The organism is Lysinibacillus cavernae, from assembly GCF_009724685.1.
GTDB classification, from domain to species: domain Bacteria; phylum Bacillota; class Bacilli; order Bacillales_A; family Planococcaceae; genus Lysinibacillus; species Lysinibacillus cavernae.
The window spans coordinates 271,105-286,513 of record NZ_WMEF01000002.1; the positions used below are offsets into that span (position 1 = coordinate 271,105).

Below are 15,409 nucleotides of genomic sequence, written 5' to 3' on the forward strand. Positions count from 1 at the left end.
GTTTGTATATCCAGTAAATTCCGTTTTTAGTAAGGAAAAATTTACATTTGTAATCTAGTAGTAATCTATTTATGACTGACCATTAGTCAATCCAGGCCCTTTCCTTGGCTACAATGACAGCTTCAGCTCGTGATTCTACGTTTAGCTTAACGAACAGTTTTGATAAATAATTCTCTACTGTGCGCTGTGTGACGCCTATTGCGGAGGCAATGGCTTTATTCGTACAGCCTTGCGCAACGAGCTGTAAAATTTCCTGTTCTTTATCGCTCAGTAATACCTCCTGTTGGACATTTGGCATGTTGGAGCGTTGCTGGATAAAATCTAAGAAATCCGCCGCAAGTAAAATCTCTCCTCGAAGGGCTGCTTGAATTGTTTGGATAACTTGTTCCTTTGTCGCGAGCTTTGATAATAGGCCATCAATTTTTTTCTCAATCAACAGCTCGTAATAATCGGAAAGCTCGTAGCCTGTATAAAGTATAATAAGTGCCTCTGGTTGTTTTTTCCTAATCATTTCTGCTAGTTGGATGCCGTTAATTGGCTTCATATTAATGTCGATCAGGAATAACTGAAAGGTTGCTGTATCCATTCTTGGTAAAACTGCTGCACTATCCTGCTCGGTTTCGATTTGGACATTGGCTAAATCCTGTAACAATGTTTTTGTACCATCTAAAACGACAGGATGGTCATCTATAATAAGTATGTTCATCATATAAATCCACGTCCTCTTGTATTTGTATAAAAATATGCATGCCTTCATTGTGGCTAGATTGGATGGTAATGTCACCATTAAAGGCACGGACACGTTCACGAATTCCATTAATGCCCATTGAAGCAGAGGACTGAATTAAATCGTCAATGTCACAGCCTATCCCATTATCATCATATTGTAGAATAAAGCCCTGAGGAATGGCTTGTAATTGTAGCGAAACCTCCGTTGCTTCAGCATGTTTAATGGCATTATTTAGAAGCTCCTGAACTAGACGATAGACCACTAGATGGAGGGTGACATCCTGGAAGTGGACCCGAGCTATTTGAGCGCTTAATAAAAAGTCAGCACGAATTTTTACCTTTTGAATCAGTTTCTTTAAGGCCATCTGTAAACCAAACGTATCTAGTAGTGGAGGGCTTAAGTTCTCGCAATATTCCCGTAAGTCCTTCGTGGCATTTAATAGCTGTTCACGAATATCTAAGACGGTTTCTTTACTAATAGTAGGGGAGCAAGCAAGGACGTCTAGCTCTCTGGCTAAATGGAGCTGCTCCTGTAAAATGGTATCGTGTAATTCTTGTGCTAAAATACTCTTTTCTTTTTCGATAATATTCCATAACAGTTTATCGAGCCAAGGAAGTGGTGTATCACTGGTGTTTTTCATATGCTGAATTTCACGAACTAAATCCTCAATTTGCTGTAAATTATTTATAAACATTGACACATACAGCGCGAGTAATTCTAACCAAAGAAGTTCTTCCCTTTGGAGAGCATGTCGAATTTCTAAAATGATTTTTTCCTCGCCAGCATCATGTAACAGCAGCTGCGTATGATGGTTTGTATGCTGTGTGCAATCATCTGTTATCGTACAGATATGAAAGGCTGTCGTCCCCAGTTTTTCGGTGATTTCATATTTAAAGCGTTCCAATAATTCTTGTTGGTTTTTCGCTTTACCCATGCGCTGAACAGCTGCATATAAATTATGTACATAATTTCCAGTAGAAGAAAAGATAATTTTTCTATACTTAAAATCCATGCGTTCCTTTATATAGAAGCTAGCAATGAATACCATGAAAACAAGTAAAAAAATACTTGTGAAATGAACAATGGATAGCTGTCCCATAAACAATAGTGCAATCCCAGCTGTCAATAGAAGGGAACTGAAAAAGGCCAGCGTTGAGTAATAGCGTAAACGTGATAATTGGTATTCAATATCGAATAATCGTTCGTTCACCTGAATGAACAAAAAGGAAAAAGGAATAAATAATAAAAATAACGCGGCTATCTCAGCATGTAGTAATGGCTTATGTCCTAATATTTCAGGTGTTACGAAAAATAGTAAAAATGGTAAAAATGGAACGATAAAAGCGAGGGCAATCAAACGAATTTTAGCCAATTTTGTACGTAAATAACTTGTTAATAAAATATAAATAGCATATAGCACGAGTACAGCAAATAAACTCAAGTTCAAGAGAGGTGTAATCTCCCGGAACGTTGGCACAAATCCTTCAAAAACATAGCAGCCAGGGATGATAAGCGGTAGAAAATAAAGCCATTTACTATGAATATAGGTCCATCTGATTTGTAGGTACTTGAAAAAATGCTGTAAAAAGTGAATGAAGAGAACCATACATAAAATGATACAAATACCAATGACAACCTTACCAATCATATTACCTCTTGCTGATGCCCCTGTACTGATGTAGGCCATGGAACAAGTCAATAAAAATAGGATCAATAGAAATGTTGACAGATTATGTTTATTGCGTTGACATAAATAAAATGCCACCACGAAAGCTAAGATAAAATAAAATAGAGGAAACAGTATCTGCAAATATAATTCTTCTGGCATATCCCTGTGCTTCACTTCAATGGTTTGAATGGTTTTATCAGACTTTTCAATGGTTAATGTATTGGCACTTCTAATAATTGAATCATGCTGAACAAAGCGATTATCCAGGGCTGGCTCTCCATCAATGGCTATAACAATATCGCCTTTTTCGATATTTTTTTGCTTAGCCCAATGAGGGTAGTAGCTATCTACTATGATGGCTTGCCCGTTTGTCGTATCAAGGCTAAGACTGACAAAGGGCGACTTGATTGTAACCACTAATACATAAATCCCAAGTATTAAATATGTAAGAAAAATACTATAAGTCCATTTTTTCATTTGTAAACCTCAAATTCCCTCATGATAATAATCTCCTATATATTATCGCTAATAATTGATAAATTTGGAATACCGAAATAATGTCTTTCGGAAAACCACTATTGCTTTTTCGGAATAACGAAATAGTTTTTTCGGACATGGCTATGGTAGGGTAAATTTAATAATTGTGACGAACAGGGGGACAATTGCGTGAAAAAAGGTATTTTAACACTCATTCTTTTTTTTCTTATCACCATCATCACCATTCCATTGACCACAATGGCCAAAACCATTGATCAAGATAAGGTCGAAGTGGAGATTTTTCTTATCGGCAGTGATCATCACTTTGTCTACAAGATTCCAAAGCGTTTACATAAGGATATACCCTATACGGAAATGAGAAATGGAATTCAAGATTCCTTAGCAAGTCATTGGAAGATTGAAGATGCTCATTACGAGGCAAATAAATCAGATGTTGCCTATACCTTTTACATTCATGATTTATTTCAAGAAAAGCAAGGTGGTCAGCTGAAAGTAGCGATTCCCTATAGTATTTTAGTAGGAATGTTTGGAGAGCAAGACCCCATTCAATTGCGTATTTTAGCGAGTAAATTATCCAATTGGACTGTCAATACAAAGGATTGGGCAGCGCTTGGTTTTATGGAACCTTTTACTTTTTTAAGTGAACGTGAATATGTTTATGAGGGAGCGGTCAACGATCTGTTAAACCAAAGGGTCGGTCACTTTGATGGCACGATACAGAAACGACAATTGTTCCTATACAGTGTCATTTACTTTAGTTTTATGGGTGCTCAACTGCTTGCTTGTATCATTTTGTCTCGACAACTGAAAAGGAAGATTATCGAGAATCCAGACAATTTGCATCAGTTCCGTAAACTTAACTACATGTATCAATTATTGCCGATATTAATTATTGTGGCTCAAATCATCTTCCTTGTGCTTTCTGGTCTGATCACAGCATTCGGTCTTTACTTTAGTCCTGGCATTGATTTATTAGTCATCGTTGGACCTATTTTATTGAATATTATTTTGCTTCCCACTTTTTTCGTCACAACGGAAAGTGAAATTTCACGGGAACTTAACAACAATTCCTACCATTCGGGCTGATAATGGAATAATTTCAACGTACGAAAATACGTTGTGAAATGGTATAATGGACAACAGTAAACTGGAAGGAGCTGTTGAAGAAAAATGACGCATCCAGAAATGGCGTACTTAAATTTACTACAACATATATTAGATAATGGCACGAAAAAAGAGGATCGTACAGGGACAGGTACATATAGTGTCTTTGGTTACCAAATGCGCTTTGATTTAAGCAAAGGATTTCCACTTTTAACAACAAAACGTGTACCTTTTAAGCTTGTAGCGAGTGAATTGTTATGGTTCATTAAAGGGGATACAAATATACGTTATCTATTGCAGCATAATAATCACATATGGGATGAATGGGCATTTAAAAAATGGGTGGAATCGAACGACTATACAGGACCTGATATGACAGATTTTGGTCGTCGTTGTTTAGTGGACGAGTCGTTTAATGCACTATACCAAAAAGAGCTAGCATCATTTTGTGAACGTATTTTAACTGACGATGACTTTGCGCAACAATACGGAGATCTTGGCAATGTCTATGGCAAGCAATGGCGTCATTGGACAACTTCTGATGGAGAGAGCCTTGACCAGCTTCAAGATGTCATTCATCAAATTAAACATAATCCGGATTCACGACGTATCATTGTGAATGCGTGGAATCCTGAAGATGTCATTAATGCGGGAGCAAAGGGCAGCAAGGCCGCACTACCGCCATGTCATGTTATGTTCCAATTTTATGTAGCAGATGGTAAATTAAGCTGTCAGTTAATGCAACGGAGCTTAGACACATTATTAGGCTGTCCGTTCAATATCGCTTCTTACGCACTATTAACACATCTGATTGCGCATGAATGTGGTTTAGAGGTTGGGGAATTTATTCATAGCATTGGGGATGCTCATATTTATGCGAACCATGTGGAGCAAGTAAAAGAACAGCTATCACGAGAGCCAAAGGAACTACCAACATTGCACATCAACTCAACTAAATCATCGATCTTTGATATAGAGCTTGAGGATTTATCCATTGAAGGGTATGATCCACATCCTACCATTAAAGCACCGATTGCCGTATAATACTAGCAGCAGCCGTTTTGGTTGCTGTTTTTTTAAAACTTGCAAGTAGGTCTAATTATTTGTTTTGCTAAATAGGCAAGTAGTTGGATGACTGGATGAAGAGAAGTCGATTATAGTGATTATGGTATTATTAGCATTATTTGGAACGACGATGTCAGTCAATTATAGTGTAGAGGTGAAAGTTGTGAAAAATTCAATGGTCCTTCAAGTAGAAGAAAGTGAACGACAGCCCAGTCATCTAGAACAAAAAATTGGATTAGAGCAACGAGCAGTTCCCAATCACACGACAAAATTGTCACAGCAGCAAATTCATGAAATGATGGAAGTCATTGAAGAGATTCGTTTGAAAGGCTATAAAGTAACACTATAAATGTAAGCGCCTTCTAAGCTATACTAGCTGTGGAGGTGTTTTTTATGAACGTAATTTTTATCGATTCATTCTCTGGGGAAGAATTGTTGCATATGATGTCACAGGATGTGGCAGGTATTTTAGCAGCAGCACAGGGAGAGAGTGTGACGTTTCCAGTAGGTCACTTTAAATATGAATTTCACAATTTAGATTTTTATGAGGACAATGGTCAAGTACGTCAAGAATTAGTGATTTATGTGAAGAAAATATAAGGATGCATCAGACGTAGAATAACGGAAACAATACATACAGGTGACAAAAAAGGCAAAAGTGCTTGCTTTTTTCTACACCTGTAACTATAATGGTTACAACGGGTGGTGATACATATGGTGAACAGTCGATTTTCGGTGGCGATCCATATTCTTTCGCTCATTGCAACAACATCTGATAGAAGCATACTAACATCTGACTTTATTGCTGGAAGTGTAAATACCAATCCTGTTGTCGTAAGACGTATGATTGGTGTTCTAAAAAAAGCAGGCTTACTATCATCACAATCTGGGCTTGCTGGCTATGAGCTATTAGTGGAACCAAAGGATTTAACACTTTTAGCTATCTATCAAGCGATTGATGGGCCAGAGCAGCTGTTTGCGATTCATGATCAGCCAAATCCAGCGTGTGCAGTAGGTCGAAAAATCCAGCATACACTGGAAGGTGTTTATACATCTGTTTGGCATGCAATGGTGGAGCAATTACAAGCGCAGACGCTACAGGATGTGCTAGATCAACTTCGTATTTAGACGGAGATGGTCTTCTTGTATCCAACCTGTAACTAAATTGGTTACAACTAAAATGTAGGAGGAATAAACAATGAAAATTGCAGTAATTGGAGCAACAGGGAAAGCGGGACAAAAAATAGTAGAGGAAGCGCTACAACGTGGTCATGACGTAACAGCCATCGTTCGTTCAGCAGCAAAAGTGACAGCCTCTATTCCAGTTATTGAAAAAGATGTGTTCGATTTAACACAAGATGATGTGAAAGGTTTTGATGTCGTTGTGAATGCATTTGGTGCGCCAGCAGGTCAAGAGGATTTACACGTAAAAGCTGGTCATCATTTAATTGCCATTTTTAAAGATAGTCAAACAAAATTATTTGTCGTAGGTGGTGCAGGTAGTTTATTTGTGGATCCAGAGAAAAAGGTGCGTGTCATGGAAACACCAGATTTCCCAGCAATGTACTTAGCGACTGCACAAAATCAAGGTCAGAACCTGCAGGATTTACAACAATCATCCATTCAATGGACATTTTTAAGTCCATCTGCCTTTTTTGATCCAGAAGGAGCTCGTACAGGTAACTATACAGCAGGTCTAGACCATCTATTAGTAAATGACGCTGGGGAAAGTTATGTCAGCTATGCCGATTATGCAGTTGCTGTCTTAGATGAACTAGAAAACCCACAACATGTAAATGGCCGTTTTACAGTGACATCAAATAAATAATAAACGTAACCGAGCGTAGGAAATGCGCTCGGTTTTTATCGATTTCTTTGCATTTTTGAAGAAATTTTTTCGTTTGCTGAAAAATGACTGTTTACAATACGACTTTTATTAGCTACTATCAAGTGTGAGTATTACATAAAAGGAGACGACAATGATGTCAACACAACGTATAGAAAAAGATTTTTTAGGTGAGCGCGTATTACCAGCAGAAGCTTATTACGGAATTCAAACACTACGTGCAACGGAAAACTTCCCAATTACAGGCTACACAATTCACTCTTCACTCATTAAAGCAATGGGGATCGTGAAAAAAGCAGCTGCATTAAGTAATATGGAAGTACACCTATTATCAAAAGAAATTGGTGAGGCAATTGTCGAAGCAGCACAAGAAGTGATTGATGGCAAATGGGATGCGGAATTTATTGTAGACCCAATCCAAGGTGGAGCAGGTACATCAATCAATATGAATGCCAATGAAGTCATCGCCAATCGCGCCCTAGAGATTTTAGGGAAAGAAAAAGGTGACTATCATACAGTAAGTCCAAACAGTCATGTAAATATGTCACAATCAACAAATGATGCTTTCCCAACAGCTATTCATATTGCTGTGTTAAATTTAATAGATGAATTATTAGTGACGATGGATTATATGCAATCTGTCTTCCATCAAAAAGCAGAGCAATTTGCACATGTCATTAAAATGGGTCGTACGCATTTACAGGATGCAGTACCAATTCGTTTAGGACAAGAGTTTGAAGCATATTGCCGCGTACTCAACCGTGATATCGTACGCATTCGTCAAACACGTCCAAATTTATATGATGTGAATATGGGTGCAACAGCTGTAGGGACAGGTTTAAATGCCTTCCCAGATTACATTAAATCGGTTGATGAGCATCTTGCTGACATTTCTGGTTTACCATTAAAAGGTGCAACACATTTAGTGGATGCTACACAAAATACAGATGCTTATACAGAAGTATCTGGCGCATTAAAAATCTGTATGATTAATATGTCTAAAATTGCCAATGACTTGCGCTTAATGGCTTCTGGTCCACGTGCAGGCTTAGGAGAAATCCTTTTACCAGCTCGTCAACCAGGATCTTCTATTATGCCAGGTAAAGTTAACCCTGTTATGCCAGAAGTACTGAACCAAGTAGCCTTCCAAGTGATTGGTAATGACCATACCATTTCTCTAGCATCTGAAGCTGGACAATTAGAATTAAACGTAATGGAGCCTGTATTAGTCTTTAACTTAATCCAATCCATTAGCATTATGAATAATGTATTCCATGCGTTTACGGAAAATTGCTTAAAAGACATCGAAGCAAATGAAGCACGTATGAAAGAATATGTAGAGAAAAGTGTTGGGGTATTAACAGCAGTAAACCCTCATGTCGGCTATGAAGTAGCTGCTCGTCTTGCCCGCGAAGCAATTCTAACAGGTCGTTCTATTCGTGAGCTTTGTATTGAAGAAGGTGTCTTAACAAAAGAGCAATTAGATTTAATTTTAGATCCATATGAAATGACACATCCAGGTATTGCTGGCTCTAGTATCATGAAATTAAAATAAATCAAGAACATTATAGACTGTAGACATGCTTTTTGGGCTGTCTATAGTCTTTTTTTTGCGACCAAGATCAACTTGCTGTGTCTTTATTCTTATAAAAACAGAGCGTATTCTTATGATTTTCAGGATTATTCAACTATAATACTGGTATGGAAGTAATATTTTAGTTGGGGGAATTTGTTATGAGTTTACGAAAAAAGAGTTTACTTGGCTTTTCATTATTAAATGTTTTAATGATTATTATTTTATTGATTGATTTGACCAATGTAACAACTTTAGAATGGCTTTCTACCATATTAACCATCGTAGGAATCGCTATTACGCTCTCTTACACGGTGTATGTCCACTACAAAGTCATTCAGCCAATTAAACAGTTAACTGAGGCTGCACAAGGGATTTCTGCAGGCCATCTAGATTCAGTTGTAATCGAGGTTCATGACAAGAGTGAAATTTCTCAGCTAGCTCAATCCTTTTTGGAGATGAAGGAACAATTACGAACAATGACACAAGAAATTGCCAACAACTCTACCGATCTATCAGCTAGCATCGAGGAGTTATCGGCAAGTACGAATGAAATTACACAGGCTGTTGAAGTAGTGGATCAACAGATGGAGAAAACGACAGAGGGCTTAAAACAAGCAGCACAATCGGCCAATCATAGTGCCAATGCGATGCAAGAAACAGTCACTGGAATCGAGCGTATTACAGTGGCAACACAAGATGTTTTTGATCATGCAAAAGATGCCAACGAGATTGCAGGGAATGGTGCAAACATTTTACATGTGGCGAAAGAACAAATGCAATTTATTTCATCTTCAACAGAAAAAACGAGTGATCTCATGCAACAATTATCCAATAAAATGTCGGATATTAGATCGATGACAGCTATGATTACAGCTATCACGGATCAAACGAATCTATTAGCATTGAATGCGGCTATTGAAGCAGCGCGTGCTGGGGAGCATGGTAAAGGCTTCGCAGTCGTGGCAGAAGAAGTGCGTAAATTAGCAGAGCAATCAAAGCACTCTGCTACGCAAATTGTGGATTTAGTCGTTGGTATTGAAAGTGACACAAAACAGGTAGCATCAGCGGTAGGCGATGATTTGAAAAATGTTCAACAAGGTGTGTATGTCATTGAGGAAGCGACAAAGTCATTCGGTACCATTTCACAGCATGTTAGTCGAATGACTAATCAGCTTGAAGATATTTCGACGACAGCTGGACAACTTTCTAGTAGTGCCAATGAAGTGGCATCAACGGTTACGACGATTGCAGATGGCATGGGTAGATTATCGAATTATACAGAAGCCGTTTTACATTCAATGGATGAGCAAACAGCCTCCATGCAAGCTGTCAATCATGTCACACAGGACTTAAGTGTCCAAGCTGATAACTTGCAAAAATTAACAAATCAATTCCATGTTTAGATAAGAAAAGGAGATTTTCAAGGGTTTTTAGCCCTGAAATAAGAATCTCTCAACAATAAATTTACAAGTTTTTTAGTATAATTTTTTGCTCCGTTTCACTGGGAGGATTAAGAGGCTTTTTTACAGATGACCAATTTTCTGTAAAATATGCCTCTTTTTTATTTTTTTATTTATAAAACTTGTAAATTCACAGATAAATAAAAATGTTGAATTTTTTAATTTAGTTTCTTATAATGGACTAGCTGTTACCTCTATTACTCACTTCAACTAATGCAACCCGCATTCGCCGGGTCAACAAGTCATTTCTATTTCTCTTCGCATATCCCTTGCGAAATCATAATTTGTAAGACAACAACTAAATGCAGTTAAAACTGAATGGTAAGAACATTAAAAATGAAGCTGAAAGGAAGTTATGCCACAAAAGAATATTATTGAAAGATAATTCTGAATATAGGAAAGAGAGAGATTGGATTGAAGCTATCACCAGTAGAACAAGAAAAATTACTCCTCCATGTGGCAGGAGAACTTGCGCTGAAAAGAAAAGCTCGTGGCTTAAAGCTAAATTATCCAGAAGCTGTTGCACTGATTAGTAGTTTTATTATGGAAGGTGCTAGAGATGGTAAAACGGTGGCACAGCTTATGAGTGAAGCCAAACATGTACTCACAGCGGAAGATGTGATGGATGGTGTCGGGGACATGATTCCAGATGTGCAGGTTGAATGTACATTCCCAGATGGGACGAAACTTGTCACGGTTCACCGTCCAATTCAGTAAAGGAGTGTTTGCATATGATTCCTGGAGAAATCAGACCGAAAAACGGTGTCATTGAAATCAATGTGGGCAGAGAAACAAAAAAGGTTTTAGTTGCGAATACAGGAGACCGACCAATACAAGTAGGCTCACATTTTCATTTTATCGAGGTTAATAGATTTCTAGAATTTAATCGTCAAGATGCCATCGGGATGCATTTAAATATTCCATCGGGAACAGCGGTGCGCTTTGAACCTGGTGAAGAAAAAGAGGTGGAGCTTGTTGAGTTTGGTGGTAAACAACATGTCTTTGGCTTAAATATGTTAACAGAAGGCTCTACCCACCATAAAGACGAAATTTTAGACAAGGCAATTGAAGGTGGCTTTAAAGGAGCGGAAGAAAAATGAAGGTAACACATGAAGCTTACGCGAAAATGTTTGGTCCCACAGTTGGCGATAAAGTTCGTTTAGCCGATACGGACCTGTGGATTGAAATCGAGAAAGATTATACATCTTACGGAGATGAAGGTGTCTTTGGTGGTGGCAAATCATTACGTGTCTCTATGGGACAAAACGGCAAAAATACACGCAATGAAGGTGTGCTTGATACAGTCATTACTAATGTCATGATAGTCGATTATACAGGTATCGTTAAAGCGGATATCGGCATAAAAGATGGGCGCATTATCGGCATAGGTAAAGCAGGTAATCCGAATAGCATGGATGGTGTCGATCAAGATATGATTATTGGCGTAGGGACAGAGGTATATGCAGGCGAAGGGCTTATTGCAACGGCAGGAGCTATCGACACACATATCCATTTCATCAGCCCTGATCAAGTGGAAACAGCATTACTAGCAGGTACAACGACTTTTATTGGCGGTGGCACAGGTCCAGCAGCTGGCTCGAAGGCGACGAGCTTAACAGCAGGTGAATGGCATTTGCATCGCATGCTTCAGGCTGTAGAAGGCTTCCCAATCAATGTTGGCTTACTTGGAAAGGGTAGTGCTTCTGACCCAGCACCAATCATTGAACAAGTTCGTGCAGGAGCAATCGGTTTGAAAATTCATGAGGACTGGGGCGCAACACCAGCAGCACTTGATCAAAGCCTATCAGTCGCAGATGATTACGATATTCAAGTTGCGCTACACTCTGATACTTTGAATGAAGCGGGGTTTGTGGAAGATACGATTAATGCCATTGATGGTCGTGTGATTCATATTTTCCATACAGAAGGGGCTGGTGGAGGACATGCGCCAGACCAGCTAATCATGGCATCATTACCTAATATTTTGCCAGCATCTACGAATCCTACCAAACCGTTTACAACTAACACGATTGACGAGCATTTAGATATGCTGATGGTGTGCCATCACTTAAAGCATGATGTACCAGAAGATGTGGCATTTGCGGATTCGCGCATTCGACCAGAAACGATTGCAGCGGAAGATATTATGCAAGATTTAGGTATTTTGAGCATCATGTCCTCGGATTCGCAAGCGATGGGGCGTGTCGGTGAAGTCACATTACGAACGTTCCAAACAGCTGACAAAATGAAAAAGCAACGAGGCCCACTATCGCAGGATGAAGGCAAGGATCACGATAATTATCGCGTCAAGCGTTATATAGCAAAACTCAATATAAATCCAGCCATTGCCCATGGTATTAGCCATGAGGTAGGCTCGCTTGAGGAAGGGAAGTTAGCCGATATTGTCCTTTGGGAGCCAGCTTTCTTTGGTGTGAAGGCTGAAGTTGTCATCAAAGCGGGTATTGCAGTGTATGGCATAACTGGTGATCCAAATGCATCGATCCCTACACCACAACCGATGAAGGGACGTCAAACATATGGCTTCTATGGACAAGGTCCGCAAAATTGTGGCATGACATTTTTACCGAAAATTGCTGTCGAAGAAGGCTTACCAGAAAAACTAGGCCTAAAACGAATGATTGGTACGGTCTCTAATTGCCGAAATATTCGTAAAACTGATATGAAGCTTAACGATGCTACACCAAAAATTGATGTGAATCCAGAAACGTATGAAGTGAAAATTGATGGTGAGTTAGCGACATGTGAGCCAGTGGACGTACTACCAATGGCACAGCGATATTTCCTATTCTAAAAGATTAAAGTGAGTGTAACAGCAAAAAAATAAGATGAGGTGCTGACTATATGTTAATTGAAAAAATTATTGGTAATATTGCCAACGAAGAACAACATCAAGAGAAGGCAACAGAATGGATTGAGTTAGAGTGGGAGGAATTAAGCAAACGAATTCTTCGCACAGAAACGGATAAGGGGACAGATGTTGCATTACGTTTAGAGGGAGAAGAACCACTTAAGTATGGTGACTTATTATTTGAGGATGATGACCGTCGAATTGCGATTCGCACTAAATTGGAGCCTGTGATTGTCATTACGCCAAAAGACATGAACGAAATGGGGAAATCGGCATTTGAACTAGGCAATCGTCATACACCTTGCTTAATCGAAAAAAATGAAATCATCGTACGAGCAGATCATACGATTAATCCGTTACTAGATGAAATAGGGGTACACTATGAAACAACTGAACGACGTTTCAAGCAGCCATTCAAATACCGTGGACACTCTCACTAATTTATCCTTGTTAAGATTATTGCAAGTCCATGATTCCGCATTTCCTATCGGTTCCTATACACATTCCTATGGCATGGAAACGTATATTCAGGAAGATGTCATTCGCACAAAGGAACAATTGGTGAATTTTTGTAAAGTGTATTTATTTCATAATTTAGTACATGGGGACGCCCTCTTGATTCAAGAAGCGTTCCATGCAGCCAAAAGAAGAGATGTTGCTCGTCTCACAGAGCTCGATGAACTATGTGGGGCCATAAAGCTAGCGAAGGAATCAAGAGAGGCAAGTGTCAATGTAGGAAAGCAGTTTATGCGAACAGTGGCACCTCTTATGGAGAGCCCTTTTTTATTGCAATGGAAAGAGAAGATTGACCGTGAGGAAGTGAAGGGTCATTACGCAGTCCTTTATGGCATTTATTGTGAGGCACTAGGTGTCAATGTCTTTCATGCGGTCATGACCTTTATGTATGCTTCGATTAGTGGCTTAGTACAAAATGCGGTCCGTGCTGTGCCGTTTGGTCAAAATACAGGTGTCCAAGCATTACATGAGTTACTTGTTTTTGTGGAGGAAGCTGCGACAACAGTGATGACGTTAACAATGGATGATCTAGCTAATAATGCGCTAGGGATCGAACTGGCATCCATGAAACATGAATTTTTATTTGCAAGATTATTTATTTCATAGAAAGCGAGAGGATAACAATGAAACCAATACGAATTGGCATTGGTGGTCCAGTAGGATCAGGGAAAACATCTTTAGTAGATCAATTAACACGTGTGATGCATGAGCACTACAATGTAGCGGTTATCACGAACGATATTTATACAAGAGAAGATGCTCAATATTTAATAACGAACGGTGTTTTAGCAGAAGAGCGTATTATTGGGGTGGAAACAGGTGGTTGCCCTCATACAGCTATTCGAGAAGATGCGTCGATGAATTTTGCTGCGATTGATGATTTGAATAAACGCTTTGCAGATTTAGATATTATTTTTATTGAAAGCGGTGGCGATAATTTATCAGCAACATTTAGCCCTGAGCTAGTACATGGCTATATTTATGTCATTGATGTAGCAGAAGGACAGGATATCCCACGTAAAGGTGGCCCTGCGTTAACACGTTCAGATTTATTATTGATTAATAAAACATCCCTGGCGCCTCATGTTGGTGTTGATTTAGAGCTTATGGATCAGGATGTGAAAAAAATGCGCAATGGACGTCCATATATTTTTGCAGATGTTCGATCACAAACGAATGTAGATAAAGTGATTGAATGGATTCAGCACCATATGTTACTTGAAGGTGCCGAAGCAGTTGAAGAGAATGCTTAATCTAGGAAAAGTCAATCATTTCGGCAAGTTGGAGATGGGCTTTGAGGTTAGACGAGGCTATACACGACTTGTTCATGTATACCAGCAGCCACCGTTAAAGGCTAGTCGGGAACTGTATGAAGGCAATAATCCGACAGCTACGGTTTTTATCATGGAATCCTCAGGTGGTATGGTAGCTGGTGATCGCAATGAAATTTCCATCAAGCTTGCGCCAGAGAGTCAGGTGAGGTTAAAGCAACAATCAGCCTTAAAAATCTACCCATCTCACACAGGCGAGGTTTGTACACAGGCTATTACGGTGGAGCTCGAAGAAGAGGCTAGACTAGAATGGCTTCCTGAGGTGACCATCCCATTTGAACGAGCGAAATTTCAGGTAGATACAACGATTCATATGAAAGAGAGCTCCACGTTGATTTGGGGAGAGATTGTCGCTCCAGGGAGAGAAATGCGAGGCGAAATCTTTGATTATCAAACATTCCAATCTAAATATAAACTCTATGTAGAGGGTACACTCATTGCTTTCGATTCCTTTCATTTCAAGCCTCAGGAGATGAATTTTTCAACGATTGGCTTGCTTGAACAGGCACTTTATGTTGGCTCATTATGGATTGTGTCACCGCTTGTTAAAAATCTCCCAATAAGAGATTTGCAGGATATGATTCAACAGGAGAAATCCCTTCAGGCAAGTGTGACTAAGCTGACAGATCAGGCGATTCATTGTAGATGGCTCGCAAAAGAGCAGAGAATTCTTATTAAAGAAATAAACTGTATGTTTGAGCATATATCGGCATACCTGTAATTTTTGTTGTAATAAAGGAGATAG

The 15,409-nt window shown here is 39.0% G+C and carries 17 protein-coding genes; 15 read left to right on the top strand and 2 right to left on the bottom strand.

Annotation, left to right across the window (positions count from 1 at the left end; genetic code table 11):
* Positions 1-82 precede the first annotated feature (82 nt).
* Both GJU32_RS05825 and GJU32_RS05830 read right to left on the bottom strand, forming a co-directional pair.
* On the bottom strand, positions 83-709 hold the full coding sequence (locus GJU32_RS05825) for a response regulator transcription factor (RefSeq protein WP_155590999.1): 627 nt from the start codon (positions 707-709) through the stop codon (positions 83-85).
* A complete protein-coding gene (locus GJU32_RS05830) occupies positions 684-2,876 on the bottom strand; it encodes an ATP-binding protein (RefSeq protein WP_155591000.1) in 2,193 nt (730 codons plus the stop codon). The genes GJU32_RS05825 and GJU32_RS05830 overlap by 26 nt, the downstream gene beginning before the upstream one ends.
* A 189-nt stretch (positions 2,877-3,065) precedes the next feature.
* Here GJU32_RS05830 and GJU32_RS05835 point away from each other — a divergent pair, with 189 nt between their 5' ends.
* The 15 genes from GJU32_RS05835 (at position 3,066) to GJU32_RS05905 (ending at position 15,385) form a co-directional block, all read left to right on the top strand.
* The gene (locus GJU32_RS05835; RefSeq protein ID WP_155591001.1) at positions 3,066-3,983 is read left to right on the top strand and encodes a hypothetical protein; all 918 of its coding nucleotides are present in this window, start codon (positions 3,066-3,068) and stop codon (positions 3,981-3,983) included.
* A gap of 84 nt (positions 3,984-4,067) precedes the next feature.
* Complete coding sequence (locus GJU32_RS05840) at positions 4,068-5,045, top strand: thymidylate synthase (protein ID WP_155591002.1); 978 nt, start codon at positions 4,068-4,070, stop codon at positions 5,043-5,045.
* A 121-nt stretch (positions 5,046-5,166) separates the two neighbouring features.
* Positions 5,167-5,415: a hypothetical protein gene (locus GJU32_RS05845; protein WP_230874977.1), complete on the top strand. Its 249-nt coding sequence runs from the start codon at positions 5,167-5,169 to the stop codon at positions 5,413-5,415.
* A gap of 44 nt (positions 5,416-5,459) precedes the next feature.
* Positions 5,460-5,666, top strand: coding sequence for a thymidylate synthase (locus GJU32_RS05850; protein ID WP_155591003.1), 207 nt, complete (start codon positions 5,460-5,462; stop codon positions 5,664-5,666).
* Between the two features lie 114 nt (positions 5,667-5,780).
* Positions 5,781-6,194 (top strand): Rrf2 family transcriptional regulator, encoded by a 414-nt coding sequence (locus tag GJU32_RS05855; protein WP_155591004.1) that lies wholly within the window; start codon positions 5,781-5,783, stop codon positions 6,192-6,194.
* 70 nt (positions 6,195-6,264) lie between these two features.
* Positions 6,265-6,894 (top strand): NAD(P)-dependent oxidoreductase, encoded by a 630-nt coding sequence (locus GJU32_RS05860; RefSeq protein ID WP_155591005.1) that lies wholly within the window; start codon positions 6,265-6,267, stop codon positions 6,892-6,894.
* 154 nt (positions 6,895-7,048) lie between these two features.
* Positions 7,049-8,467 (top strand): aspartate ammonia-lyase, encoded by a 1,419-nt coding sequence (gene aspA / locus GJU32_RS05865; RefSeq protein WP_155591006.1) that lies wholly within the window; start codon positions 7,049-7,051, stop codon positions 8,465-8,467.
* A 179-nt stretch (positions 8,468-8,646) separates the two neighbouring features.
* Complete coding sequence (locus tag GJU32_RS05870) at positions 8,647-9,891, top strand: methyl-accepting chemotaxis protein (protein ID WP_155591007.1); 1,245 nt, start codon at positions 8,647-8,649, stop codon at positions 9,889-9,891.
* 471 nt (positions 9,892-10,362) lie between these two features.
* Positions 10,363-10,665, top strand: coding sequence for an urease subunit gamma (gene ureA, locus GJU32_RS05875; protein WP_155591008.1), 303 nt, complete (start codon positions 10,363-10,365; stop codon positions 10,663-10,665).
* A 14-nt stretch (positions 10,666-10,679) separates the two neighbouring features.
* The gene (locus GJU32_RS05880) at positions 10,680-11,048 is read left to right on the top strand and encodes an urease subunit beta (RefSeq protein WP_155591009.1); all 369 of its coding nucleotides are present in this window, start codon (positions 10,680-10,682) and stop codon (positions 11,046-11,048) included.
* Positions 11,045-12,760 (top strand): urease subunit alpha, encoded by a 1,716-nt coding sequence (gene ureC / locus GJU32_RS05885; protein ID WP_155591010.1) that lies wholly within the window; start codon positions 11,045-11,047, stop codon positions 12,758-12,760. Before GJU32_RS05880 ends, ureC begins: the two co-directional genes overlap by 4 nt.
* Before the next feature lie 50 nt (positions 12,761-12,810).
* Positions 12,811-13,257: an urease accessory protein UreE gene (locus GJU32_RS05890; protein WP_155591011.1), complete on the top strand. Its 447-nt coding sequence runs from the start codon at positions 12,811-12,813 to the stop codon at positions 13,255-13,257.
* Complete coding sequence (locus GJU32_RS05895) at positions 13,199-13,939, top strand: urease accessory protein UreF (RefSeq protein ID WP_230874953.1); 741 nt, start codon at positions 13,199-13,201, stop codon at positions 13,937-13,939. The genes GJU32_RS05890 and GJU32_RS05895 overlap by 59 nt, the downstream gene beginning before the upstream one ends.
* Positions 13,940-13,956: 17 nt before the next feature.
* A complete protein-coding gene (gene ureG / locus GJU32_RS05900; RefSeq protein ID WP_155591012.1) occupies positions 13,957-14,586 on the top strand; it encodes an urease accessory protein UreG in 630 nt (209 codons plus the stop codon).
* Positions 14,579-15,385, top strand: coding sequence for an urease accessory protein UreD (locus GJU32_RS05905; RefSeq protein WP_155591355.1), 807 nt, complete (start codon positions 14,579-14,581; stop codon positions 15,383-15,385). Before ureG ends, GJU32_RS05905 begins: the two co-directional genes overlap by 8 nt.
* Positions 15,386-15,409 lie beyond the last annotated feature (24 nt).